The organism is Micromonospora radicis (assembly GCF_003583405.1).
Taxonomy (GTDB): Bacteria; Actinomycetota; Actinomycetes; order Mycobacteriales; family Micromonosporaceae; genus Micromonospora; species Micromonospora radicis.
On record NZ_QXEC01000002.1, the window covers coordinates 447418 to 471377 of the forward strand.

Sequence of the window (23960 nt, forward strand, 5' to 3'; positions counted from 1 at the left end):
CGCCACCGTACCCATCGAGAGCGCAGGAGCCGACCATGAGACTCGCCCGACCCGACATCGATCCCGAGCTGCGTACGCTGCTCGCCGACCTGCCCCTGTCGTCCCAGCTCAGCACCGAACTGCTCGCGCAGCTCCGACAGCTTCCCGCGCCCCCGGTCGAGGGCCTTCTCGACGGGCGTGCCGTGCAACGGCGCGAGGTCACCGTGGCCCGGGCCGACGGGGGCCGGATCCCGTTGTCGATCTTCAGCCCGGAACGGACGGAATCCACCGGGGCGCCGTGCGTCTACTGGCTGCACGGCGGCGGGATGGTGATGGGGGACCGCTTCTCGCAGATCGACATCCCGCTGGAGTGGCTCAACCGCTTCGGTGCGGTCGTGGTCAGCGCGGACTATCGGCTGGCGCCGGAGGCCACCGGCACCACGCTGGTCGAGGACTGCTACCAGGGCCTGCTCTGGACCGCCGAACACGCCGCCGGGCTGGGCGTCGACCCGAACCGCCTGATCGTCGCCGGGATCAGCGCCGGTGGTGGCCTGGCCGCCGGTGTCACGCTGCTGGCCCGCGACCGCGGCACCCCGCCGATCGCCGCCCAGGTGTTGATCTGCCCGATGCTCGACCACCGCAACGACACCACGTCGAGCCGTCAGTACTCGGGTGAACCGGGGGTCTGGACCCGTGAGATGAACGAGTTCGGCTGGCGGTCGGTCCTCGGCGACCTGCCGGACTCCGAGGTGCCCGCCTACGTCTCGCCCGCTACCGCCGAGGACCTCGCCAACCTGCCGACCACCTACATCGACGCCGGTACGGCGGAGGTGTTCCGCGACGAGGACGTCGCCTACGCCAGCCGGATCTGGGCCGCTGGCGGTCAGGCGGAGCTGCACGTCTGGGCCGGCGGCTGCCACGGCTTCGACGCCCTGTTCCCCGGTACCCGCGTCGCCACGGCGGCCCGTCGTACCCGCAACAACTGGCTCACCCGGGTGCTGACCTCGCTCCGCGCCGACGAGCGTCGCGCCGTCACGACGAGTGCGCCGTGACCGCGTTCGCCGCCGCCCCCGCCGACCCGACCGCCCCGTCGACGCGGGCCGGCCACGACGACCGGGCCGCGTTCCTGCGCGAGTTCCTCCGCGCCCCGTTCACCGTCGCCGCCCTCACCCCCAGCGGCCGACCGCTGTCCGAGGCGGTCACCGCGACCGTGCCCCGCGACGGCGCGCCACTGGTGGTGGAACTCGGCCCCGGCACCGGGGCGTTCACGGCGGCGATCCAGCGGCGGCTCACCGCCGGCGGGCGGCACCTGGCCGTCGAGATCAACGCCCGGTTCGCCGAGCGGCTGGCCGCCCGCTACCCCCGGGTGGACCTCGCCGTGGCCGACGCGCGCGGCCTGCGGGACATCCTGACCCAACGCGGCCACGACCGCGCGGACGCGATCGTGAGCGGCCTGCCCTGGGCCGCGTTCGCTCCGGACCGGCAGGACGACCTGCTCGACGCGGTGACCGCCGGCCTCGCCACGCACGGCGTGTTCACCACCTTCGCGTACGCGCACACGCGGTGGACCCCGCCGGCCCGCCGGCTGCGGCGTCTGTTGCGGGCCCGCTTCGCGGAGGTGGTGCCCGGCCGGACGGTCTGGGCCAACCTGCCGCCGGCCTTCGTCTACTACTGCCGCCACCCCCGCCCGGCCACCGCGCCGACGGGTCCGACGAACGAACGGGTGGGTCGACCATGAAGATCGCGATTGTCAGCGGCGCCAGCTCCGGGATCGGCCGAAGCGCCGCGGTCCACCTCGCTCGGCGTGGGGCCGGCGTGATCCTGACCTACCACGGCAACCGGGACGGCGCCCTGGAGACGGTTGCCGCCATCGACGGCGACGGCGGCCGGGCCGTCGCGCTGCCACTCGACCTCGGCGACAGCGCGGCCTTCCCGGCCTTCCGCGCGGCGGTCGAGGCGGCACTGCGCGACACGTGGCAGCGGGACACCTTCGACTTCCTGGTCAACAACGCCGGATCCAGTCGGCTGGCGTTGTTCGAGGACACCACCGAGGACATCTTCGACACGCTCGTGCGGGTGCTGCTCAAGGCGCCGTTCTTCCTGACCCAGACGTTGTTGCCGCTGCTCGTCGACGGCGGCGCGATCGTCAACACCACGAGCAACGCGGCCCGGCGCTCCGGCATGGAACCCGGCTACTCCGCGTACGGCAGCATGAAGGGTGGGCTGGTGGTGTTGACCCGCTACCTGGCCAAGGAACTCAGCACCCGGGGCATCCGGGTGAACTCCGTCTCGCCCGGCGCCACCCGCACCCGGATCGCCGGCAACGCCTTCGAGCGCCATCCGGAGGCGATCCCGGCGATAGCGGCGAGGACCGCCCTCGGCCGACTCGGCGAACCCGACGACATCGGCATGGTCATCGCGACCCTCCTCGCCGAGGAGTGCCGGTGGATCACGGCGCAGGACATCGAGGTCTCCGGCGGCTACAACCTCTGACCAGCCGCGGCCGGTGACCCCGAGCCGGCACCGGCCCTGTCTCAGCGACGGTGCCGGTCGCCGGCCGTGCCCGGATCGTCGTCTCGTCGAACCGATTCCAGCTCCTTCACGACCTCCCGCATCCGGTTCCGGTCACCGGCGCGCTCCAGGACGTCCAGCAGCCGCTCGGCGGTGTAGGCGTACCCGGCGTGGCCGGGGCTGGTCTCGGGTCGGCGGGCGGCGAGCGCCCGCTCGAGAAGCTCGATCGCGGCCACGAACTCGCCCAGATCCGCGTTGGCGGTCGCCAGGTTCTCCAGCGTGGCCAGCGTCGCGGGCTCGACTTCACCGAGGGTCCGACGACGTGCCTCGTAGGTCTCGGACAGGACCACGCCGGCCGACCGCGCCTCGCCCAGCTGGGCCAACACCGTGCCGAGGTTGTGGGCGGCCGCCAGGGTCGCGGGGGCGTCGGCGCCGAGCAGGGCGGACCGGGCGACGCGTACCCGCTCGTAGAGTCTTCGCGCCGCGTGCAGGCCGCCGTTCGCCTCGTCGAGCGAGGCGGCGACGCGGACCATCTCCTCGAGAGTCACGAGGTGAGCCGGGTCCGCCGGTGGCGCCGAGCCGACGGCTTCGGCATCCGACCGTTGGACCGGCACCGGTCGCGCTGCCCTGGCGTTGCCGTGGTTGGCCTGCCGCCACACGTCGAGCAGCGCCGCCGTCTCCTCCGTCGAGGCGGCGCAGGCGGTGGCGAGAGCCACGACGAACCCTCGTGGGATGTGGCCGTCACCGGAGAGATGGCGGCTGATGGTCGACCGGGACAGTCCCGCGCCGGCGGATCGGTTGTCATCCGCAATCTGCCGTACGGATCTGCCGGATTCGGTCACCAGTTCGTTCAGTAGTTGCCGGAGTCTGGCGCGCGCGGTGACCGGCCCGGTCGATTCCGCGAACACGGAGTCGCTGCTCATGAGATCCCCGCAGTTGTCGTACCGTGCTGTCCGGTGGCGTGTCCCGACGACAGTAGACGGTGCCGACCTGTCCCGGGACGGCCGCACAGTGTCTCGTTGGCGACTCGGACCCGGCTCGGGACGGCCGCAGAATGTCTTTCGACTGGTCCGACGTGACCATTTACGGCCGTGTTCGTCCACCCCCATTGCTGGGTGATCGGGACAGCCTCAACTTGGATCTCGATCCGCGCTACCTGCGGGACCGAGACCACGGAAAGGTGCCAAGCCAATGGCCGTCATCTTCATTCACTGGCTCCTCACGGTGGATCCCGCGCCGGCTCCGATCTGGCTGCCGTCCGCCACCGCCGCCCTCAAGTTCCTGTCGGCGCTCGTGGGGTTCCTGGCCACCGCGGTACCGGTGGCCCTGCGGGTGTACCGGTCGGCTCGTCAGTGGCTCCGGCGGTGTGCCGTCAGCCGAGGCTGACCAGCGCGGCAACCCGTCCACGGGCGCTCTCGTCCGGTCGTCCGCCCGGTCCCGTCGGGGGCCGGGCGGGCGCGTCCCGTCGGACGCCGCCGTGGGCTGGTACCCCGGTGAGGAACGCGTGCCACGCGGGCCGGCTGATCCGTAGTGCCGGACCGTCGGGATCCTTGCTGTCCCGAACGAGTACGGCGGCCTTCGCGCTCGCGACCTCCACGCAGTTTCCTTGGCAACTGCGGGAACTCTTGCGCCACGACACGGGCGTAGGCATGTCGCCCAACGTTCCTCCTCCGTCGGCGGCCGACGTCTCGCCACGGTCGCTGGGGCGATGAGCGGGCCCGATCGTGCGGCGATCCAGAGTGTAGATAGTTTTCGATGTGCAGGCTAGCCTGTCCGAAGAGACCGATGTTCTTCCGAGGTGGGTATCCAAGAACAGGACACGAGTATGCTGCTTTCCGGTTGATCTCGCCGTGGTCGCCTGACCAGTGCGCAATCGGAAGCAGGCGGGTCGCGCGAGGAGGTGGCGGTGCCCGGCGGTGGTTTCGTGGACAGGCCGGCGCGTGTGCGCCCGGCGCCGTTTCGGGACGAGTGTCGCCGAGGCATGCGCGACTCCCGCCCGTCCGACGACGATGAACCGACATCGCCGGTTCGGCTGGCCGTCTACGCGGCCGGTACGGGGGTGATCGCCGTGTCGGCCGGAAAAGGGCTCGGCGACCTGCTGTTCCCCGACAGTGGAACCGCGAGAATGGCGACGCTCGTCGTCATGATGCTTGTCGTCGGCGGCGTCGCCGGTGTTCTCGCCGATCCTGTTCTGTCAGCCATCTCGGCTGCGCGGAGACGTCATCGTCGATAGCCCCTGCGCTTCTTGCGGTGCGACCTGGCGAGGGTCAAGCCGAGCAGGGCGATGGCGCCCGGAACGGAAATTGCGAATCCGAGCGTGCTGGCCGCAACAACCATCCAGAACACGCCGACGAGGCAGGTGATCATGGCGAGCAGGGCCATGGCGCTGACGAGCATCTCGTGGTCGCGGAGGACCTCGCGGAGAAGCCCCAACCACGTCAGGCCCGGCTGGTCCGACACGGGCTGCTGAGTGGTCTTCCGGAACGGCAGGTCGCGGTCAGACTCGGCCACGAGGCGCCACCGCTCGTCGGTCGGTCCCAGACCGGGCGGTGAGCCACGAGCCGTACCTCGTCATGAGCGCGGATGAGCTGGCCATGGTCAACCTCCTTAGGTCTGGTTCGGAGCCGCCTGGCTGCTGGGTGCCGGCGTCGGGTTGGGGTCTACAGGGCGGCGAGTGCGTCGTCCAGCAGGCGCTTGAGGTCGGTGCCGGTGACGGCGCGGGACTGGAGACTCTCGAACGACGATTCGACGATCTTGATGCGGTCCTCGTCCTCCCGGGTGGTGAGTTCGCCGGTGGCGTTCTCCTCGTAGATCACCGGCGGATCGTCGACGTTGGAGAACTCCAGGAGGACGTACGAGGACTGTCCCATTCCGAGGTGTGCGCCGCTGCTGAAGGGGATCACTCGGAAATCGACCTTCGGGCTCTTCAGCGCCACCTTGAGTCGTTCGAGTTGCTCCCGCATGACGCTGGTGTCACCGACCTCGGCACCGACCACCCGCCGAATGGCCGCCTCGTCCACGACGAAGTTCGCCTTGGTCAGGGTGCCCTTGCTGGTCAGGAGTCGCTGGCGCCATCTCATCACCTCGACCTTCTGCGCGATCCGTCGCTCCACCTCGGCCTGTTCCTCACCGTTGAGGGACGATAACTGGTAGGCGTTCCGGAGTACGGCGGTCCGGTATTTCTCTGTCTGTAGGAGGCCGGGTACGTAGCACGGTTCGAAGGAGTGCAGGGCCTGTGCGATCTGTTCGTTCTCCAGATACTCGCGGAAAGCCTTGGAATGGACGTTGCTCATCTGGGGGAGGCTCGGGCGTCGGGCGATGTCCGCAATTCTGGTGAACTCCCGGACGGTGCTGTCGTCCGAGATCCGGTAGAGCGACAGAAGGGCGAGCAGATCGGTGTGGGAAACCCCGACCTCGCCGCTCTCGATCCGGGTCACCTTGGACTGGGACCAGTGCAACTCGGCGGCGACCTGCTGCTGGGTGAAGCCCGTCGTCCGGCGCGTACGCGTGAGACGACGACTGAGCCTCCTGCGTTGATAGGCCGGCGCTTCCACTAGATTCGTCATGTCATCCGTCCGTTACCGTGAGTGATTTGCCTGGCTCTCCAGCGAGGTCAACTCCCCTCACGTTACTGCGAATATGCAGAACGACTATCTGGGCTGCATATGCTGTGATCGATGTCACCTGCACGTTTGCGGGGTCGGTCGACGTGGGTAAGGAGCCGGCTGGGCGGTCTGCGTGAACCGCTGGGTCACGTACAAATCACGGAGCGCAACCGACGCGTTCGTATCGTGTTCGTTCCACTCCGCCGGGTATTCGAACGCGGGCGTCGCGGTCGTTGTCAGTGAATTCACAGGAAACTGCTTCGAATCCGCTTTCCCGGCGCGTCGCCGGACGGAGAGTCAGCCGTCGGCGCGCCGCCGGTGGAACGTCTCGTAGCCGGTCAGGGCGATCACGAACGCGATGAGCAGCCCGAGGGCGGCCAGGCCCGGCAGGAACCGGGCGGCGGGCAGGAGCAGCAGAACCGCGACCGGGGCGAGGAGTTGCACGATGGTCACCGACCGGACGCTGAAGCCGAGGAACGCCGCCCGGCCGGCGAGGAACAGCGCCACCCCGCCGACCAGGGCCACGGCGGCGGTCCAGCTCAACCGCAGCTCGTCGGGGTGGCCGGGCTGCTCGACAGCCATTCGTTCGAGGACCTGCTCCACGCCGAGCGAGTGATAGATGATCCCGGCGATCATCGGGAAGTGGGCCAGGCTGTAGGCGTTGCCGGCGATCCGCCCGCGGCGCTGGCCGGACTCCGCCGTCAACACCTGCCCCGCGGCTGCGGCGTTCTGGGCGTACAGCCCGTACAGGCACACGGTGCCGGTGAGGGTGAACATCGCGGCCAGCAGGATCGGCCCCTGGATCATCTGTGCGCCGATCCCCGCGCCGACCGAGATCAGCGACTCGCCGAGTGCGATGATCAACACCAGGCTGTGCCGCTCGGCGAAGTGGCCCGGACTGCGCACCGCCCACCCGCTGAAGATCGAGGCGATCAGGCCACCGGCCAGGTCGACGGCGAGCGCCGCGGTCCAGAGCACCAACTGGGCGAAGCCTTCGAGCACAGCACCGAGGACGAGCGGGATCCAGGCCAGCGCGGTGGTGACCGCGTAGATGTGGACCGTTCTCCGCAGCCGCCGGTCACCCTCCGCGGCCCAGTGGTACAGCACCAGGTGGACCGTCCGCAGGACGATGTAGGCCAGCACCAGGATCAGTCGCGGCGTCAACATGCCGGGACCGGACTGCCACGCGTCGGGGACGACCAGGGCGACGAGGAAGACGGCCGCCATCGCGACGGTGGTGCCGGCCCGGATCACCCCGATGTCGATCCGGGCCTGGTTGCCCAGCCAGGAGTAGACCAGCCAGCAGATCCAGAGCAGTAGCAGGACGACGAGTCCCTGGGCCAGGGTCCGAGGTGTGGGCCGCTCGCTCATGAACTCGGTGACCCGGATGAAGGCGAAGACGAAGACCAGATCGAAGAAGATCTCGTACAGGGTGGTCCGGTGGGTCTCCGTGGTCATCACCAGGCGCGACCGGAAGATCGGCTGCATCGCACCATCCTCATCGGCCCGCCTGCCCCGGCGGTGGCATTCGGCGTCACACCGACCGGGGCGTACGCCATAGCGCCCGAGGTGACCGTCGTGGTCGTCCGAACGGGTGACCACCCGCGACCCCGGCCGTCCGGGCCGTCGCGCTCGCGGGGGTGCTAGCCGCGCCCCGCGTCGCGTTCGGCGAGTTGTTTGAGGGTGAGCAGTTGCCGTCGGGCACCACCAGCACGTAGGGCAGGTAGGCGTTCATGATCATCCCGGTCAGTTGTACGCCGGGCTCGATGGAGAGGATCCGACCGTGCCTGCGCCCACCGGCGGTGGTGAACGCCTCTCCCACCCGGGGGTTCGGGAAACCCGACCGCCGGGGAGAGCGCCGGCCGAGATTGTCGATCCAGGCGTAGGAGTACGGCGCCAGCCGGATCTGGGCGACCCACGGCCAGACCAGTACGGCCGGCGCCGCCACCGGCACGCCTCGCCAGGCCCGAAGCGGGGGCGACGACGAAGTCGTCCGCCGTTCCCTTGCCGGTGCCGACCTCCACCACGGAGGATGGCGTACCGCCGTGGTGCCCATGCTGGAGCGTTGCGGCGGAACGGCGAACGGGTTGCCCGCAGACGGAACCGCGGTGACCACCCTCCTGGGGTGGCCACCGCGGTTCCGTCTGCGGGGGCGGGCTCAGCCGGCCAGGCTGGCCACCCCGCGGCGCAGGAAGCGTTGGCCGGTGACCCGCTCGCTGGTGCCGGTCCGGTCCAGGTACGGCGTGACACCACCCAGGTGGAACGGCCAACCCGCTCCGAGGATCATGCACAGGTCGATGTCCTGGGCCTCGGCGACGACACCCTCGTCGAGCATCAACCGGATCTCCTCGGCAAGGGCGTCCAGCGCGTTGCGGCGTACCTGCTCCTCGGTGAGCGGTTGGTCGCCGACCACCAGCAGCTTCGCCACCTCGGCGTTGATCTCGTCGTCGACGACGATCGGCTGGCCGGAGTCGGCGATCCGCTTGAGGTTCTCGCTGACCCCGTACCGGTCCGGGTACGCCGCGTGCAGGGTGCCGCCCACGTGGTACGCCACGGCCGGGCCGACCAGCTGGAGCAGGGCGAGCGGACGCATCGGCAGGCCCAACGGGTCCAGCGCCCGGTTCGCCACGTCCAGCGGGGTACCCGCGTCGACGGCCGCGAAGACGGTGCCGAGAAACCGGGTCAGCAGCCGGTTGACCACGAACGCCGGAGCGTCCTTCACCAGCACACTCGACTTCTTCAGCTGTTTGCCGACCGCGAACGCGGTGGCCAGCGTGGCGTCGTCGGTGCGCTCGCCGCTGACGATCTCCAGCAGCGGCAGCACCGCCACCGGGTTGAAGAAGTGGAAGCCCACCACCCGCTCGGGATGCGTCAGGTCCGCGGCCATCGCCGTGATCGACAGCGAGCTGGTGTTGGTGGCGAGCACCGCCTCCGGCTTGACGATCTTCTCCAGTTCGGCCCAGACCTGCTTCTTGACGTCCAGGTCCTCGAAGACCGCCTCGATGACGAAGTCGGCATCGGCGAACGCGCTCTTGTCGACCGAGCCGCTGACCAGGCCGTACAGCTTGGCGGCGGTGCCCTTGTCCATCCGGCCCCTGCTGACGGCCTTCTCGATCTGGGTGTGCACGTAACCGACACCGGAGTCGACGCGGGCCTGGTCCAGGTCGGTCAGCACCACCGGCACCTGTAGGCGGCGGGCGAACAGCAGCGCGAGCTGGCTGGCCATCAGGCCGGCGCCGACGATGCCGACCTTCGTCACCGGCCGGGCCAGGCCCTTGTCCGGTGCGCCGGCCGGTCGCTTGGCCCGCCGCTGCACCAGGTCGAAGGCGTACAGACCGCTGCGCAGTTCCTCGGAGAAGACCAGGTCGGCCAGGGCCTCGTCCTCGGCGGCGGTGCCGGTGGCGAAGTCGGCGTCCTTCGCCGTCTCCAGCAGGTCCAGCGCCCGGTACGCGGCCGGCACCGCACCGTGCAGCCGCTGGTCCAGCGTCTGCCGGGCGAAGTAGAGCACGCCCGCCCACATGTCCCTGTCGACCTCGGGCCGGGTGACGGTGACCTCGCCGCGTACCACCCCGGCAGCCCACTCCAGCGACCGCTCCAGGAAGTCGGCCGGCTCCAGCAGCACGTCGGCGATGCCCAGCTCGGCGGCCTGCTTCGGCTTGAGCATCTTGTTCTGCATCAGCGGGTTCTGGATGATCACCTGGGTCGCCGCCGGGATGCCGATCAGGTTCGGCAGCAGCTGGGTGCCGCCCCAACCGGGGATCAGGCCGAGCGAGACCTCGGGCAGCGCCAGCGCCGCCGCGCCGCCGGAGAGCGTCCGGTAGTGGCAGTGCAGCGCCAGCTCCAGGCCACCGCCCATCGCCGCGCCGTTGACGAAGGCGAAGGTCGGGACCGGGCTGTCCTTGAGCCGGGCGAAGACCCGGTGGCCGAGGCGGCCGATCTCCAGCGCCTGCGCCCGGTCGGCGAGCAGCGGCAGACTGGTGATGTCCGCGCCGACACAGAAGATGTACGGCTTGCCGGTGACCGCGATGAACGCCGGGTCGGCGGCCAGGGCAGCGCTGATCGCCTCGTCCAGGCTGGTCAGGCCGCCCGGACCGAAGGTGTTCGGCTTGGTGTGGTCGAATCCGTTGTCGAGGGTGATCAGGGCGGCCGGACGGTCCAGCCCCGGCACGTTCACCTGGCGCAGCAGCGCCCTGGTGACCACCTCGTTGGGTGCCGCGAGGCTCACTGAGTCTCCTTTGTTCCCGACTGCGGGGCTCGCAAGCTCACTCCTCGCGCTCACCTGTCCCCTCCGTTCCCGACTGCGGGGCTCGCAAGTTCACTCCTCGCGCTCACCTGTCTCCACCCTCCCAGTGCGGGTTCTCCCAGATGACCGTGCCGCCCATGCCGATGCCGATACACATCGCGGTGAGGCCGTAGCGGACCTCCGGGTGTTCGGCGAACTGCCGGGCGAGCTGGGTCATCAGGCGTACGCCGGAGGAGGCGAGCGGGTGGCCGATGGCGATCGCGCCGCCCCACTGGTTGACCCGGGGGTCGTCGTCGGCGATGCCGAAGTGGTCGAGGAAGGCGAGCACCTGCACGGCGAACGCCTCGTTCAGCTCGAACAGGCCGATGTCGTCGATGGTCAGGCTGGCGATGCGCAGCGCCTTCTCCGTCGACGGGATCGGGCCGATGCCCATCACCTCGGGCTCGACGCCGACGAAGCCGTACGACACCAGCCGCATGGCGACCGGCAGCCCCAACTCGCGGGCGACGTCCTCGGCCACCAGCAGGCTGGCGGTCGCGCCGTCGTTCAGGCCGGCCGCGTTGCCGGCGGTGACCTTGCCGTGCGGGCGGAACGGGGTCTTGAGGGTGGCGAGCTTCTCCATCGAGGTGTCCCGGGGCGCCTCGTCCACAGTGGCCAGACCCCAGCCGGTCTCCGGGTCGCGGATCGCCACCGGCACCAGGTCGTCCTGGAACTTTCCGTTCGCGTACGCCTTCGCGGTCTTCTGCTGCGAGGCGAGCGCGAACGCGTCGGTGCGCTCCTTGGTGATGTGCGGAACCCGGTCGTGCAGGTTCTCCGCCGTGGAGCCCATCACCAGCGCGGATGGGTCGACCAACTTCTCCGCCACGATGCGCGGGTTCGGGTCGACGCCCTCGCCCATCGGGTGCCGGCCCATGTGCTCGACACCACCGGCGATCGCCACGTCGTACGCGCCCACGGCGATCCCGCTGGCGACGGTGGTCACCGCGGTCATCGCGCCGGCGCACATCCGGTCGATGGCGAAACCGGGCACCGTCTTGGGCAGACCCGACAGCAGCGCGGCGGTACGGCCGATGGTCAGCCCCTGGTCGCCGATCTGGGTGGTGGCCGCGATGGCCACCTCCTCGACCCGCTCCGGCGGCAGCTGTGGGTTGCGGCGCAGCAGTTCACGGATGCATCGGATCACCAGGTCGTCGGCGCGGGTGTTGGCGTACATGCCACCCGCCTTGCCGAACGGGGTACGGACGCCGTCGACGAAGACGACATCCCGAACTTCACGGGGCACTGGAGCCTCCTAGCCGGCACTGGCGTTTCCCCGAACATTACCCGCCAGTAACAATCCCCGCCCCCGCTCCGCCCTGTGGCCCACACCACACCACCCCCGCCCGGCCCCGCCCGGCGTTGATCATGAACTTGTTGTCACGACACGCCGACGACCGGCGCAACAACTTCATGATCAACCCCTCTGGCCGACGGGGTGGGGGTGGGGGTGGGGGTGGGGGACGGGGTGGGGGTGGGGGTGGGGTTAGGGGGGTGGGAGGAGGGCTTCGGCGAGGGCGGGGAGGAGCAGGGTGAGCTGCCACTCGCGGGCGTTCATGGTGCGTAGGGCTTCGGCGACCGCGCTCTCGGTGATCTCCTCCGGGGGCTGCCAGGCGATGCGGCGGATGGTGTCGGGGGAGATCAGGTTCTCCGGTGGCAGGTTGTGCTCGGCGGCCAACCGCAACACCAGCTCGCGGGCGCGGGCCAACCGCGCGGCGGCGGCCGGATCCCGCTCGGCCCAGCGGTGCGGCGGCGGCGGTCCCTCCACCGTCGGCGTCACCGGCAACTCGTCGTCGGGCAGTTGCCGCGCGTCGTCCAGCGCCGCCAGCCAGGTGCGGGCCAGCCGGCGTACCGACCGGCCACCGAAACCGGGCAGGGTGAGCAGGGTCTTCTCGTCCTTCGGGTCCAGTTCCGCCGCGGCGACGATGGCCGAGTCGGGCAGCACCCGACCCGGCGCGGAGTCCCGGCGGGCGGCGATCTGGTCCCGGGCGTACCACAGCGAGCGGACCCGTGCCTGGGCGCGCGCGCCGCGTACCCGGTGGATGCCGGAGGTACGCCGCCACGGCTCGGCCCGCACCCGTGGCGGACGGGCACCGGTACGCACCAGCGCGGCGAACTCCTCCGCCGCCCACTGCGACTTGCCCTGCCGGGTCAACTCGGCGTCGAGCGCGTCGCGCAGGTCCGTCAGCAACTCCACGTCCAGCGCGGCGTAGGTCAGCCAGGACTCCGGCAGCGGCCGGCTGGACCAGTCGGCGGCGGAATGGTGCTTCTCCAGGCTGAAGCCGAGCAGTTGTTCGGTGAGCGCGGCCAGGCCGACCCGTTCGAAGCCGGCGAGCCGCGCGGCCAGTTCGGTGTCGAACAGTCGGCGCGGCCGGAGTCCCAACTCGGCCAGGCAGGGCAGGTCCTGGTTCGCGGCGTGCAGCACCCACTCGGTGTCGGCGATCACCTCGTCCAGGGCGCTCAGGTCGGGCAGCGGTACCGGGTCGATCAGCGCGGTGCCGGCGCCCCGACGGCGTAGCTGCACGAGGTATGCCCGCTGGCTGTAGCGGTAGCCGGAGGCGCGTTCGGCGTCCAGGGCCACCGGCCCGTTGCCGGCCGCGAATCGGGCCACCACCTCGGCCAGTTGCTCCGGTGCGGTCACCGGATCCGGGGTGCCCTCACGGGGCGCGGTCAGCGGCACGGACTCGCCGCCGGTGGGTTCGGTCCCCGCGTCCGACGGCTCCGGCCGCGCCGACGGCGGGTGGTGCGGATCGGTGCCCGTACGGCTTGCGGCGGCCCGACGGCGCAGGGGTGGTTCGTCGGTCACCTGACAACCCTAGTGCGCGAGCGGATCGCGCGGCGCGCACCCGCCCTGCCGCGTGTCGGCTCAGCCGGTGGTGGCGGGACGGCGCTCCGGCAGGGCGGTGACGCCGGGGGGCGGCAGGCCGGCGGTGGAGGCCAGCAGCGTGCACCAGGCGTACAGGTGCGGGGTGAGGTCGACGCCGGTCGGCGTCCACGAGGCGCGGATCTCGATGTCGGCGGTGGCGGGCGGGCCGGCCAGGTCGCCGAACCGGTGCGAGGTGGTCTGGGTGATCGTTCCGCCGATCGCCCGGTAACCCGCCTCCTGGGCGTCGAGGGCGTCGGTTAGCCAGGTCCAGCCCACCCCGGCCAGCAGCGGATCGGCGGCCAGGTCGGCCTCCAGTTCGGCGGTGACGTACGTGACCAGCCGCAGGGTGCCCTGCCATGCCTCGTGTCCGGCCGGGTCGTGCAGCAGGATCAGCCGCCCGGTGGCCACCTCGTCGTCGTCGCGCAGCACCGACGCGGAGAGCGCGAAGGCGTACGGCGCGAGTCGTTGCGGCGCGCCCACCTCCTCCAGGCAGATCTCCGGACGGGGCGTGGCCGACCGGAGACCGGAGACCGCGCGGGCGAACGAATCCGGAAGCGCGATCGGGGGGGCCATGTCCGCAGCCTAAGCCGCCGCCCGCTGTCCGCCCGGGAGGGCACGCCGACGATCGACTCGCCGATGATCTCCGGCGGGCGGTGACCAAACCCGTCGCGACCCGTCCCGTGACGGTGTCAATGCGCCCGGGTGCCCTCGTTCCACGTCACAAACAGGGCGGTGGGGGTGGGTGCGCGGATACCCGCGTGGCACGATGGCCGCGATGACCACCGACAGCACGGGCACCGCCGCCCGAGACGACGCATCCCGCCCCGGCGGGCCCGCCGACTCGCCCTTCGTGCGGGCGTGTCGCCGCCGGTCCGTCCCGCACACCCCGGTCTGGTTCATGCGGCAGGCCGGCCGTTCCCTGCCGGAGTACCGCGAGATCCGGGCGAATGTGGCGATGCTGGAGTCCTGCCGCCGCCCCGAACTGGTCACCGAGATCACCCTCCAGCCCGTCCGCCGGCACAACGTGGACGCGGCGATCCTGTTCAGCGACATCGTGGTGCCGGTCGCCGCGGCCGGGGTCGACCTGGACATCGTGCCCGGCACCGGGCCGGTGGTGGCCGAGCCGGTGCGTACCGCCGCCGACGTACAGCGGATCCGGCTGATCGGCCGCGACGACGTCCCGTACGTGGACGAGGCGGTCCGGCTGCTGGTCAAGGAGCTGGGCGACACCCCGCTGATCGGCTTCGCCGGTGCCCCGTTCACCCTGGCCAGCTACCTGGTCGAGGGCGGGCCGTCGCGTACCCACGCGAAGACCAAGGCGCTGATGTACGGCGAGCCCGAGCTGTGGCACGCCCTGGCCGATCGACTGGCCGAGGTGACCCTGGCGTTCCTGCGGGTTCAGATCGACGCCGGAGTCAGCGCGGTGCAGCTCTTCGACTCCTGGGCCGGTGCGCTCTCCGAGGCCGACTACCGCCGGTTCGTGCTGCCGCACTCGACGAAGGTGCTCGCCGGGCTCGCCGACGCGGGTGTACCGCGGATCCACTTCGGGGTGGGCACCGCCGAACTGCTCGGCGCGATGGGCGAGGCCGGCGCCGACGTGGTCGGCGTCGACTGGCGCACCCCGCTGGACGTCGCGACCGGCCGGATCGGGCCGGACAAGGCGGTGCAGGGCAACCTCGACCCGTGCGTGCTGTTCGCACCGTGGCCGGTGATCGAGGCCGAGGTACGCCGGATCCTCGACCAGGGCCGGGCCGCGCCGGGGCACGTGTTCAACCTCGGCCACGGCGTGCTGCCGGAGACCGATCCGGAGGTGCTCACCCGGGTGGTCGCCCTGGTGCACGAGCTGTCCGGCCGGCCCGCCGACCGGGACTGACCGGCGTGGCGACGCGGTGGCGGGTGGCGGTGGTCGGTGGCGGCATCACCGGCCTGGCCGCCGCGGTCCGGTTGCGCGACCGCGCACCCGCCGGCACCGAGATCACCGTGTACGAGCAGTCCGGCGCGCTCGGCGGCAAGCTGCGCACCGGTGAGCTGGCCGGCGGCCCGGTGGAGTTCGGCGCCGAGTCGTTCCTGATGCGTGACCCGGCCGGTGGCGAGTCCGCGGCGGTGACCCTGGTCCGCCGGCTCGGCCTGGCCGACCGGATCGTGCACCCGAGTGTCGGGCAGGCGGCGCTCGTCGTCGACGACGAACTGCGGCCCATCCCCGGCGGCACGCTGGTGGGCGTACCCGGTGATCTGGACAGGGTGGCGGCGGTGGCCCGGCCGACTCCGGCGGCCGACCGGGACGAGGGCCGGCCGCTGCTCGGCCCGGACCAGGATGTCTCCGTCGGCGCGCTGGTCCGCGCCCGGTTCGGTGACGAGGTGGTCGACCGGCTGGTCGACCCGATGCTCGGCGGGGTGTACGCGGGCCGCGCCGACGACCTGTCCCTGGCCACCACGATGCCGGCCCTGGCCCGTGCCGCCCGTACCCGGCACACGCTGCTCGACGCGGTCCGGGCGGCGCAGGCCGCCGCGTCCCGCGCCCCGGGCGAGCCGGTCTTCGGCACCCTCGACGGCGGGCTGACCGCCCTGGTCCAGGCCGCCGCGACGGCCAGCGGGGCGACCGTACGCGACAACGCGACGGTCCGTGGGCTGACCCCGACCGGCGCCGGTTGGCGGCTCACCGTCGGGCCGACCCGCGACCCCGAACACGTCGACGTCGACGCCGTCGTGCTGGCCGTGCCGGCCCGGCCGGCGGCCCGGCTGCTCGCCGGCTTCGCCGAACCGGTGGCGGCGGGCGTCGGCGAACTGGACTACGCCAGCGTCGCGCTGGTCACCCTGGCGCTGCCCGAGCCGGCGTTGCCGCAGCTCTCCGGTTTCCTGGTGCCTAGCACCGAGGGCCTGCTGATCAAGGCGTCGACGTTCTTCACCACCAAGTGGGGGCACCTACGGCGGCCGGACGGGCTGGCGCTGGTGCGTGCCTCGGTCGGCCGGTACGGCGACGAGGCCCAGCTGCAACGCTCCGACCAGGACCTCGCCGCCGTGGTGCACCGGGAGTTGTCGGCGGTGCTCGACAGGCCGCTGCCCGACCCGGTCGCCGGGCACGTGCAGCGGTGGGGTGGGGCGTTGCCGCAGTACACCCCCGGTCACCTGGACCGGGTGGCCGCCGCGCGCTCGGCACTGGGGTCGGCGCATCCGACGCTGCGGCTGGCCGGCGCGGGCTACGACGGCGTCGGCATCCCGGTCTGCGTCCGCTCCGGCGAGACGGCGGCCGAGGAGATCATCATGGCACTGGGAGGATCGGGTAGATGACCGAGCAGACCAACGCGGCCCGGCTGCGGGAACTCAACGACACCATCCGCTACACGATGTGGTCGGTGTTCCGCGCCAGCGCGCCGCTGCCGTCACTGCGGGACAACGTCACCGGCGAGGTCGAGTCGCTGATCGAGGAGCTGGCCGGCAAGGACGTGGTGGTCCGGGGCACGTACGACGTGGCCGGGCTGCGCGCCGACGCGGACCTGATGATCTGGTGGCACTCCGCGTCCAGCGACGACCTGCAGGACGCCTACCTGCGGTTCCGCCGGACCACGCTGGGCCGGGCGATGACCCCGGTCTGGTCGCAGATGGCGCTGCACCGGCCGGCCGAGTTCAACAAGAGCCACGTTCCGGCGTTCCTCGCCGGTGAGCAGGCCCGTGCCTACCTCTGCGTCTACCCGTTCGTCCGCTCGTACGACTGGTACCTGCTGCCCGACGCCGAGCGTCGGGAGCTACTCGCCGAGCACGGCCAGATGGCCCGGGGCTACCCGGACGTACGCGCCAACACGGTCGCCTCGTTCGCGCTCGGCGACTACGAGTGGATGCTCGCCTTCGAGGCCGACGAGCTGCACCGCATCGTCGACCTGATGCGTGACCTGCGGGCCTCACGGGCCCGGCTGCACGTGCGCGAGGAGGTTCCGTTCTACACGGGTCGCCGGCGCCCGATCGCCGACATCATCACCGCCCTCGGCTGACGCGGGGCGGGACCGGCGGACCGGCCGGGGTCGCGCCCGAGGGAGAGGGGCGCGACCCCGGCCGGGGTTCAGGCGGTCGCCGTGCAGGTCAACGTCGGGGTACTGGTGCTGGAGCCGGAGCCCAGGAAGCCGAACGTGGTGCTGGCTCCGGAGCCGAGACTGCCGTTGTAGCCGACGTTGGTGGCGGTCACCGTGTTGCCGCTGGAACTGACGGTGGCGTTCCAGGCCTGGCTGACCTGTTGGCCGTTGCCGTACGTCCAGGTCACCCGCCAGCCCTGGATCGCCGCGTTGCCCGCGGTCACCTGCACCTCACCCTGGAACCCACCCGACCAGGTCGAGGTGACCCGGTAGGTGGCCGAGCAGGCGCCGGCCGGCGGCGGGTTGCTCGGCGGGGGCGTGGTGGGCGGCACGGTGGTGGGCGGGGGAGTGGTCGGCGGCGCCGTGGTGGGCGGTGGCGTGCTGCCGCCACCGAACTGCACGTCGCTGCAGATGTAGTACGACTGGTCGAAGTGGCTGGCCTGCCAGATGGTGTAGATGACGTGCCGGCCGGTACGACCGGGGGCGTTCACCGGGATCTCGATGGACACCCCGTCGACCTCCCGCTGCCACTGCGAGGCGGGGGTGTTGCCGATCTGCCCGACCAGTTCCAGGTCGGACCAGGCCAGCGGCTTGGTCAGCGGATCGTAGCCCTGCCGGGTCGCGTACACCCGGATGTAGTCGGCGCCGTGGCTGGCCTGGTCGAAGAACTTCAGCCGGAAGTTGTTGGCGACCGGGGTGGTCCGCCAGGCACCGACCGCGTCCATGGCGTTGTACCGCCCGCTCTCGGTGCGGCCGCCCGAGCAGAGCTGGCCGTTCGGGATCGCGGCCTGGTGGTTGCCGGCCACGCCCTCGCGGAACAGGCCGTTCCAGTTCCACATGGCGTTCGGGTTGGCCTGCCAGGCCTGCCAGCACATCGGGTCCTCGGTGGCCATCCGGGGGTTCTGGAAGTCACCGCCCCAGCGCTGCCAACAGCCGTAGTTGCGCGACGCGGGGTTCACCACCGAGCCGTGTGCCGAGGCGGGTTTGACCAGCGCGGTGCTGAGCAGCAGCATGGCGACGGCCGCGACGGCCAGCAGCCACCCGGTGCGGGATGATCTGATCAGGTTGGACATGGAGCCCCCAGGGGGAGTCGTCGGATCGCGACATCGCCCGGACGCTCGGGAGTTGCCCCTCCCGGGCCGGTCGGCGCGTGGCACCGTTGTGCTGGCTCCGTCCGGAAGAATGGCACAAAACATCGCCTTCCGTCAATGGTGGCGGAGGGTGTGGTTCAGCGGTCGCGGCGCATCGGGGTGTGCGGGATGCCGTCCTCGACGTACTCGGGGCCGCTGACCGTGAAGCCGTGCCGGGCGTAGAAGCCGACCAGATGCGACTGGGCGTCGAGCACGCACGGACCGTCGCCGACCTCGGCCAGCGCCGCGGTCATCAACCGCCCGGCATGGCCACTGCCGCGCGCCGACGGCGCCACCACCACCCGTCCGATCCGGGCCACGCCGCCGGGGTCGGCCAGGATCCGCAGGTACGCCAGGGGAGCTCCGTCGTGGGCCAGCCAGAGGTGCCGGGTGCCGGGCTCCACGTCCCGGCCGTCGAGCTCCGGGTACGCGCACTCCTGCTCGACCACGAACACGTCGACCCGCAGTCTCAGTAGGTCGTGGAAGGTGCGGGCGTCCAGGTCGGCGAAGCCGGCGACCCGCAGTTCGGTGCTCGACATCCCGCCAGGCTAGGACGTCGCGGACCACCCGCAACCCCCGCCACCACGCGATCTTGAACCTTCGGTCGCCGACCTGGGCGAAACATCCCCTGTGCGGGACGGAAAGTGCAAGATCTCGAGAGGTGGCCGGGGCGCGCGTCGGTCAGGCGGGGCGGGCGCCGACGGTGTCGCGGATCTCGGCGCCCTGTTCGGCCTCCACCGCGCGGGCGCAGTGGCCGCAGCAGAAGAAGCGCCCGGAGACCTCCACCCCGTGCCCGATGATCTTCACCTGGCAGTGCTCGCAGATCGGGGCCAGCTTGTGCGCGGCGCACTCGAAGCTGTCGAAGGTGTGTACGTCGCCGCTGACCGTACGCACCTCGAAGGCCAGCCAGTAGTCGTTGCCGCAGACCTCGCACGTCGCCACGACGCTCATCCCTCCGCAAGCCGGTGTTTGGCCCAGCCTGCGGCAGGTCGCGGGTGGGTTCGGTGGGAAGTGGGACGGATCCCCCGGAAGGGGCGGCGTGTCGCCCCCGCGTGTCGGCCGTTGTACCAGGTGACCTGGCCGGTGGCGGCGGCCCGGCCCCGCCTCCGGCAACCAACCGGGAGGAAGATGATGATCAAACGAAACCGGCTCTTCGGCAGTCAGACCCGGGTCACCTTCTGCCTTCCGCGGGACGCCCCGCCCGGCACGGTGAGCGTGGTGGGCTCCTTCAACGGATGGCGGCCCGGTGAGCACGTGCTGGTGGCCCGCCGTGACGGCACCCGGACGGTGACCGTACGCCTCGGCCCGGGGCGGCACCGGTTCCGGTACCTGGCCACCGGTGGCGTGTGGTTCGACGACGAGTCCGCCGACCGGGTGGACGACCAGGGTGGCCTGCTGGTGCTCTGAGGGCCCGCTAGCGGCTGCCTTTATTGACAGTGGTCTTTACTGTTAACAAGGTTTAAATTATGTTGGTGGCACCTCACCAGGCAACACGCCGCAAAGGAGCCGCCGTCATGCGTCGAAGAATCACCCTTCCGCTCGTCGCGACGGGCGCCATGCTCGCGACCCTGGCCGTCGCCACCCCCGCCCAGGCCCACGGGTACGTCTCGGCACCGCCCAGCCGCCAGGCGCTCTGCGCCCAGAACCGAGTCCCCGACTGCGGGCAGATCAGGTGGGAACCGCAGAGCGTGGAGGGCCCCAAGGGGCTGCGTAACTGCCACGCCAACATCTCGCACTTCGCCGTCCTCAACGACGACAGCCGGGGCTGGCCGGCCACCTCGGTCGGCACCACGGTGACCTTCACCTGGGTCAACACCGCGCTGCACGCCACCCGCGACTGGGAGTACTTCATCGGCAACACCCGGGTGGCGGTGTTCAGCGGTGGCGGTCGCCAACCGGGCTCCACCGTCTCGCACACGGTCAACCTCTCCGGCTACTCCGGCCGGCAGAAGCTGCTGGCGGTCTGGAACATCTCCGACACCGCCAACGCCTTCTACTCCTGCGTCGACCTGCAGATCGGCGGAGGTGGCGGCACCCCCACGCCCAGTCCGACCCCGACCAGCCCGCCGCCGCCCACCCCGACGGCCACCCCGACCAGCAACCCGCCGGCCGGTGGCACCTGGACCGCCGGGCGCGCGTACGCCGTCGGCGACCAGGTCACCTACGGCGGGCGTACGTACCGCTGCCGGCAGGCGCACACCGCCATCGCCGGCTGGGAGCCGCCGAACGTACCGGCGCTGTGGACCCTGCTGTGACCAGCGGGAGGTGCGGTCGGACCCGGCCGCACCTCCCGTCGGTCCGGCGCCCGGCGCACCGTGACCGGGTGCTGGTCGGCTGGCTGGCGGCAGCGCTGATCGTCGCGCTGGGCGCCGCCGGATGCGGCGGGCCACCGACGGCCGGTGCGACCCCGGCACCACCGGTCGTCGCAACACCGGCACCCGTCGCGTCCGCAACCCCCGGCGTGGCCGAGATGACCGGCATCGACCTGCTGTTCCTGTCGATGACCGCCGGACACACCGAGCAGACCCTGGAGATCGTCCGACTGGTCCGGGACCGGCTCGCCGACACCGAACTGCGGACCCTGGTCGCCGCCATCGAGGTAACCGAGGCCGACGAACTGGCCACTGCCCGGGACTGGCTGGCCCAGGCCGGGCGCACTGCCCGCGCCGACGACCACACCGGCCACGGCACCGGCCCGGACCAACTGGCCCGGCTGCGCACCGCCGTGGACGGCGAGGTGGACGCGGTACTGATCGAGGTGCTCAGCGCTCACCAGCGGGGCGCCGCCGACCTGGCCCGGGCCCACCTGGCCGCCGGCACTGACGAACGGGTACGCGACCTGGCCCGGCGGATCGAGCAGTCGCGTACCGCCCAGGTGGCGCTGCTGGCCGCCCGCCCGGCGGCCGCCGGCTGACTGGTGCCCAGTGCCCAGTGCGTGGCGCCCAGTGCCCGGCGCTCAGTGCGTGGCGTCCGGTGCTCGGGCGCTCAGTGCGCGGTACCGGGTGCCGGGCCGGGGGTGGGGTCAGGGGTTGCTGGGGTCCAGGCGGATGGAGAGCGAGTTCACGCAGTGCCGGGTGTCCTTCGGGGTGAAGCCCTCGCCTCGGAACACGTGCCCGAGATGGCTGTCGCAGCGGGCACAGCGGATCTCGGTGCGGCGCATGCCGAGTGAGTTGTCCTCGATCTCCCTGATCGCACCCGGGATGGCGTCGTCGAAGCTCGGCCACCCACAGTGCGAGTCGAACTTCGTGTCACTCGGGTACAACTCCGCGCCGCAGGCCCGGCACCGGTACATGCCCGGCGTCTTGGTGTCGACGTACTCTCCGGTCCACGCCGGCTCGGTGCCGTGCTCACGCAGCACCCGGAACTCCGCGGGGCTGAGCCGGACCCGCCACTCGTCCTCGGTGCGGGGCAGTTCACTGTCGGGAAGAGTCACGTGCCAACGGTACGTCGAACGTCGGACCCATCGCATATGGTCGCGAAATGGCAGGCACGAAGGCCCCGGCCGAGGAGATCGAGATCGCCGGGCACACCGTACGGCTGTCCAGCCCGGATCGGGTGATCTTCCCGAAGCGGGGCTTCACCAAGGCCGACGTCTTCCACTACTACCGGGCCGTCGGCGACGGCATCATGCGCGCGCTGCACGAACGGCCGACCACCCTGCAACGCTTCCCGGACGGCATCGAGGGAGAGATGTTCTTCCAGAAGCGGGTGCCGACCCGGGGCGTACCACCGTGGGTGCGGACCGCCGAGATCAGCTTCCCCAGCGGGCGTACCGCCGCGGAGCTGTGCCCGGCCGACCTGGCCCATGTGGCCTGGGCGGCGCAGATGGGCACCGTCGTGTTCCACCCCTGGCCGGTGCGCGCCGTCGATCCCGACCACCCCGACGAGCTGCGCGTCGACCTGGATCCGCAGCCCGGCACCGACTTCGCCCACGCGGCCACCGCCGCCGCCGAGCTGCGCGCCATCCTCGACGAGTTGGGCGTCGCCGGCTGGCCGAAGACCTCCGGCGGCCGAGGCGTGCACGTCTACCTGCGCATCCAGCCGCGCTGGACGTTCGTCGAGGTGCGGCGGGCCACCATCGCGTTGGCCCGGGAACTGGCCCGTCGCCGTCCCGACCTGGTCACCACCGCCTGGTGGAAGGAGGAACGCGGCGCGCGGGTCTTCGTCGACTTCAACCAGATGGCCCGCGACCGCACCATCGCCTGCGCGTACTCACTGCGGGCCAACGCCCGGGCCACCGTCTCCACCCCGGTCAGCTGGGACGAGCTGCCCGACGTCGACCCCGACGACTTCGACCTGCGGACCGTGCCGCAGCGGCTGGCCGAGCGCGGTGACCCGCACGCCGGCATCGACGACACCGGGTGGGACATCACCCCGTTGCTGGAGTGGGCCGAGCGGGACGCCGCAGCCGGCGAGGGTGACCTGCCGTACCCGCCGGACCATCCGAAGATGCCCGGCGAACCGAAGCGGGTCCAACCCTCCAAGGACCGCGACCGCCCCCGCTGACCCGGTTGCCGTCGGCTCCAGCGGACACCGGCGAGCGGGTGGCCCCGCCTGCCTGGTCGGGCGGTCCCGCTTGGTCGGGCGGTCCCGCTTGGTCGGGGCGCCGGGTCGATGATCGGTCAGAGACTGAGCTTCATGCCTTCGTGGCTGGCGACGAAGCCGAGGCCGAGGTAGAACCGGCGCGCGTCGTGGCGGGTCTTGTCGGTGGTGAGCTGCACCAGGCCGCAGCCGCGCTGCCGCGCCTGCTCGATCGCCCAGGTCATCATCTGCCGACCGAGACCGCCGCCCCGCCGGTCGGAACGGATCCGGACCGCCTCGACCAACAGCCGTTCGGCGCCGTGCCGGCCGAGCCCCGGAATGTAGGTGAGCTGTACGCAGCCCACCACCTCGCCGTCGGACTCGGCGACGACAAGCTGGTTACGGGGGTCGGCGGCGATGTCCGCGAACGCCTGCTCGTACGTGGCGTCGACCTCCCCGACGTCGCGGGTACGTCCCAGCACGTCGTCGGCGAGCAGATCGAGCACGGCGGGCAGGTCCGCCCGGACCGCCTCCCTAAAGATCAGGTCGCTCATCCCGCGAGGGTCGCACAGCGGCGCGAACCGATCTCCACTCGCCCGCGACACCCACCGTCCACCTCCGTCGAGACCCTCCCGCCGTCGCACCCATGCCCCCACGTCCCCTCCGCGCACAACCCCGCGTCGGTCGGCTCTCTCCGCGCTGGCCCTCTTCGCGTCGACCTCTCTTCGCGTCGATCTTGCGTTTCGTGTCCGGGCAAAGGTGGATTCTCCTGGCGTATCGGTGACGGAAGTGCAAGACCGCCGGACCGGGCGGCCGGGGCCGGGTGGGGCTCGGCCGGACGGGGCTCGGCCGGACGGGGCTGGGGTGGGCGGGGCTGGGGTGGGGGTGGGTGAGGGTCGGCCCCGGGGTGGGTGGATGGGTAAGGGCCGGCCCCCGGTGTGGGGGTCGGCCCTTGGTGTTTGGAGAGACCGGCAGTAGGCGGGGCGTTTGGGTGTACGGGACCCT

General features: G+C 71.5%; 27 protein-coding genes. 12 read left to right on the forward strand and 15 right to left on the reverse strand.

Annotated features, from left to right (window positions below; translation table 11 throughout):
• Positions 1–35 precede the first annotated feature (35 nt).
• Genes D2L64_RS04705 through D2L64_RS04715 form a run of 3 tightly spaced genes read left to right on the forward strand, consistent with a single transcriptional unit; the run spans position 36 to position 2472 of the window.
• Positions 36–1031: an alpha/beta hydrolase gene (locus tag D2L64_RS04705; protein ID WP_119573409.1), complete on the forward strand. Its 996-nt coding sequence runs from the start codon at positions 36–38 to the stop codon at positions 1029–1031.
• Entirely contained in the window at positions 1028–1717 is a 690-nt protein-coding gene (locus D2L64_RS04710; protein WP_233558757.1) for a class I SAM-dependent methyltransferase, read from the forward strand. The genes D2L64_RS04705 and D2L64_RS04710 overlap by 4 nt, the downstream gene beginning before the upstream one ends.
• The gene (locus D2L64_RS04715; protein WP_119573410.1) at positions 1714–2472 is read left to right on the forward strand and encodes an SDR family NAD(P)-dependent oxidoreductase; all 759 of its coding nucleotides are present in this window, start codon (positions 1714–1716) and stop codon (positions 2470–2472) included. Before D2L64_RS04710 ends, D2L64_RS04715 begins: the two co-directional genes overlap by 4 nt.
• A gap of 41 nt (positions 2473–2513) precedes the next feature.
• Here the strand turns inward: D2L64_RS04715 and D2L64_RS28445 are convergent, their stop codons facing one another.
• Positions 2514–3599 carry a tetratricopeptide repeat protein gene (locus D2L64_RS28445; protein ID WP_119573411.1) on the reverse strand — a complete coding sequence of 362 codons (1086 nt, stop codon included), beginning with the start codon at positions 3597–3599 and terminating at the stop codon, positions 2514–2516.
• A gap of 82 nt (positions 3600–3681) precedes the next feature.
• Here D2L64_RS28445 and D2L64_RS04725 point away from each other — a divergent pair, with 82 nt between their 5' ends.
• On the forward strand, positions 3682–3876 hold the full coding sequence (locus tag D2L64_RS04725; RefSeq protein WP_119573412.1) for a hypothetical protein: 195 nt from the start codon (positions 3682–3684) through the stop codon (positions 3874–3876).
• Here the strand turns inward: D2L64_RS04725 and D2L64_RS28450 are convergent.
• A complete protein-coding gene (locus tag D2L64_RS28450; RefSeq protein WP_119573413.1) occupies positions 3863–4141 on the reverse strand; it encodes a DUF397 domain-containing protein in 279 nt (92 codons plus the stop codon). The genes D2L64_RS04725 and D2L64_RS28450 overlap by 14 nt on opposite strands.
• Positions 4142–4471: 330 nt before the next feature.
• Here D2L64_RS28450 and D2L64_RS27030 point away from each other — a divergent pair, with 330 nt between their 5' ends.
• The gene (locus tag D2L64_RS27030; RefSeq protein WP_147376178.1) at positions 4472–4723 is read left to right on the forward strand and encodes a hypothetical protein; all 252 of its coding nucleotides are present in this window, start codon (positions 4472–4474) and stop codon (positions 4721–4723) included.
• Here the strand turns inward: D2L64_RS27030 and D2L64_RS04735 are convergent.
• From D2L64_RS04735 to D2L64_RS04770, 8 genes are all read right to left on the reverse strand, one after another.
• Positions 4711–5001 carry a hypothetical protein gene (locus D2L64_RS04735; protein WP_119573414.1) on the reverse strand — a complete coding sequence of 97 codons (291 nt, stop codon included), beginning with the start codon at positions 4999–5001 and terminating at the stop codon, positions 4711–4713. The genes D2L64_RS27030 and D2L64_RS04735 overlap by 13 nt on opposite strands.
• A gap of 149 nt (positions 5002–5150) precedes the next feature.
• Positions 5151–6056, reverse strand: a complete 906-nt coding sequence (locus tag D2L64_RS04740; RefSeq protein WP_119573415.1) for a helix-turn-helix domain-containing protein — start codon at positions 6054–6056, stop codon at positions 5151–5153.
• Between the two features lie 336 nt (positions 6057–6392).
• Positions 6393–7583 (reverse strand): low temperature requirement protein A, encoded by a 1191-nt coding sequence (locus D2L64_RS04745; protein WP_119573416.1) that lies wholly within the window; start codon positions 7581–7583, stop codon positions 6393–6395.
• A 46-nt stretch (positions 7584–7629) separates the two neighbouring features.
• Positions 7630–8043: a hypothetical protein gene (locus D2L64_RS04750; RefSeq protein ID WP_199714399.1), complete on the reverse strand. Its 414-nt coding sequence runs from the start codon at positions 8041–8043 to the stop codon at positions 7630–7632.
• Positions 8044–8253: 210 nt separating this feature from the next.
• Entirely contained in the window at positions 8254–10320 is a 2067-nt protein-coding gene (locus D2L64_RS04755) for a 3-hydroxyacyl-CoA dehydrogenase NAD-binding domain-containing protein (RefSeq protein WP_119573417.1), read from the reverse strand.
• A gap of 103 nt (positions 10321–10423) precedes the next feature.
• Complete coding sequence (locus D2L64_RS04760) at positions 10424–11620, reverse strand: thiolase family protein (protein ID WP_119573418.1); 1197 nt, start codon at positions 11618–11620, stop codon at positions 10424–10426.
• A gap of 240 nt (positions 11621–11860) precedes the next feature.
• Positions 11861–13180 carry a ribonuclease D gene (locus tag D2L64_RS04765; RefSeq protein ID WP_119573419.1) on the reverse strand — a complete coding sequence of 440 codons (1320 nt, stop codon included), beginning with the start codon at positions 13178–13180 and terminating at the stop codon, positions 11861–11863.
• A gap of 60 nt (positions 13181–13240) precedes the next feature.
• Positions 13241–13813 carry a DUF3000 domain-containing protein gene (locus D2L64_RS04770; protein ID WP_119573420.1) on the reverse strand — a complete coding sequence of 191 codons (573 nt, stop codon included), beginning with the start codon at positions 13811–13813 and terminating at the stop codon, positions 13241–13243.
• Between the two features lie 193 nt (positions 13814–14006).
• On the opposite strand from D2L64_RS04770, the gene hemE reads away from it, so the two are divergent.
• The 3 genes from hemE to hemQ are packed head-to-tail and all read left to right on the forward strand — an operon-like array spanning position 14007 to position 17226.
• Positions 14007–15113, forward strand: coding sequence for a uroporphyrinogen decarboxylase (gene hemE, locus D2L64_RS04775; RefSeq protein WP_119573421.1), 1107 nt, complete (start codon positions 14007–14009; stop codon positions 15111–15113).
• A 5-nt stretch (positions 15114–15118) separates the two neighbouring features.
• The gene (gene hemG, locus D2L64_RS04780) at positions 15119–16528 is read left to right on the forward strand and encodes a protoporphyrinogen oxidase (protein ID WP_119573422.1); all 1410 of its coding nucleotides are present in this window, start codon (positions 15119–15121) and stop codon (positions 16526–16528) included.
• A complete protein-coding gene (gene hemQ, locus D2L64_RS04785; protein WP_119573423.1) occupies positions 16525–17226 on the forward strand; it encodes a hydrogen peroxide-dependent heme synthase in 702 nt (233 codons plus the stop codon). The genes hemG and hemQ overlap by 4 nt, the downstream gene beginning before the upstream one ends.
• Positions 17227–17294: 68 nt before the next feature.
• Here hemQ and D2L64_RS04790 read toward each other — a convergent pair whose 3' ends face one another.
• The 3 genes from D2L64_RS04790 to D2L64_RS04800 all read right to left on the reverse strand — a co-directional run bounded on the left by D2L64_RS04790 (position 17295) and on the right by D2L64_RS04800 (position 19376).
• On the reverse strand, positions 17295–18377 hold the full coding sequence (locus D2L64_RS04790) for a lytic polysaccharide monooxygenase auxiliary activity family 9 protein (RefSeq protein WP_119573424.1): 1083 nt from the start codon (positions 18375–18377) through the stop codon (positions 17295–17297).
• Positions 18378–18532: 155 nt separating this feature from the next.
• The gene (locus D2L64_RS04795; RefSeq protein ID WP_119573425.1) at positions 18533–18973 is read right to left on the reverse strand and encodes a GNAT family N-acetyltransferase; all 441 of its coding nucleotides are present in this window, start codon (positions 18971–18973) and stop codon (positions 18533–18535) included.
• A gap of 142 nt (positions 18974–19115) precedes the next feature.
• Entirely contained in the window at positions 19116–19376 is a 261-nt protein-coding gene (locus D2L64_RS04800) for a Prokaryotic metallothionein (protein WP_119573485.1), read from the reverse strand.
• Between the two features lie 189 nt (positions 19377–19565).
• Between D2L64_RS04800 and D2L64_RS04805 the strand changes: the two genes are divergently transcribed.
• From D2L64_RS04805 to D2L64_RS04815, 3 genes are all read left to right on the forward strand, one after another.
• Positions 19566–19841: an isoamylase early set domain-containing protein gene (locus tag D2L64_RS04805; protein WP_119573486.1), complete on the forward strand. Its 276-nt coding sequence runs from the start codon at positions 19566–19568 to the stop codon at positions 19839–19841.
• Positions 19842–19948: 107 nt separating this feature from the next.
• Positions 19949–20689, forward strand: a complete 741-nt coding sequence (locus D2L64_RS04810; RefSeq protein WP_119573426.1) for a lytic polysaccharide monooxygenase — start codon at positions 19949–19951, stop codon at positions 20687–20689.
• A 68-nt stretch (positions 20690–20757) separates the two neighbouring features.
• Entirely contained in the window at positions 20758–21348 is a 591-nt protein-coding gene (locus tag D2L64_RS04815) for a DUF305 domain-containing protein (protein ID WP_233558759.1), read from the forward strand.
• A gap of 108 nt (positions 21349–21456) precedes the next feature.
• On the opposite strand, the gene msrB is transcribed toward D2L64_RS04815, so the two are convergent.
• Complete coding sequence (msrB, locus tag D2L64_RS04820; protein ID WP_119573428.1) at positions 21457–21867, reverse strand: peptide-methionine (R)-S-oxide reductase MsrB; 411 nt, start codon at positions 21865–21867, stop codon at positions 21457–21459.
• Between the two features lie 47 nt (positions 21868–21914).
• Here msrB and ligD point away from each other — a divergent pair, with 47 nt between their 5' ends.
• Positions 21915–22940 carry a non-homologous end-joining DNA ligase gene (gene ligD, locus D2L64_RS04825; RefSeq protein WP_119573429.1) on the forward strand — a complete coding sequence of 342 codons (1026 nt, stop codon included), beginning with the start codon at positions 21915–21917 and terminating at the stop codon, positions 22938–22940.
• Between the two features lie 116 nt (positions 22941–23056).
• On the opposite strand, the gene D2L64_RS04830 is transcribed toward ligD, so the two are convergent.
• Complete coding sequence (locus D2L64_RS04830; protein WP_119573430.1) at positions 23057–23509, reverse strand: GNAT family N-acetyltransferase; 453 nt, start codon at positions 23507–23509, stop codon at positions 23057–23059.
• Positions 23510–23960: the final 451 nt, after the last annotated feature.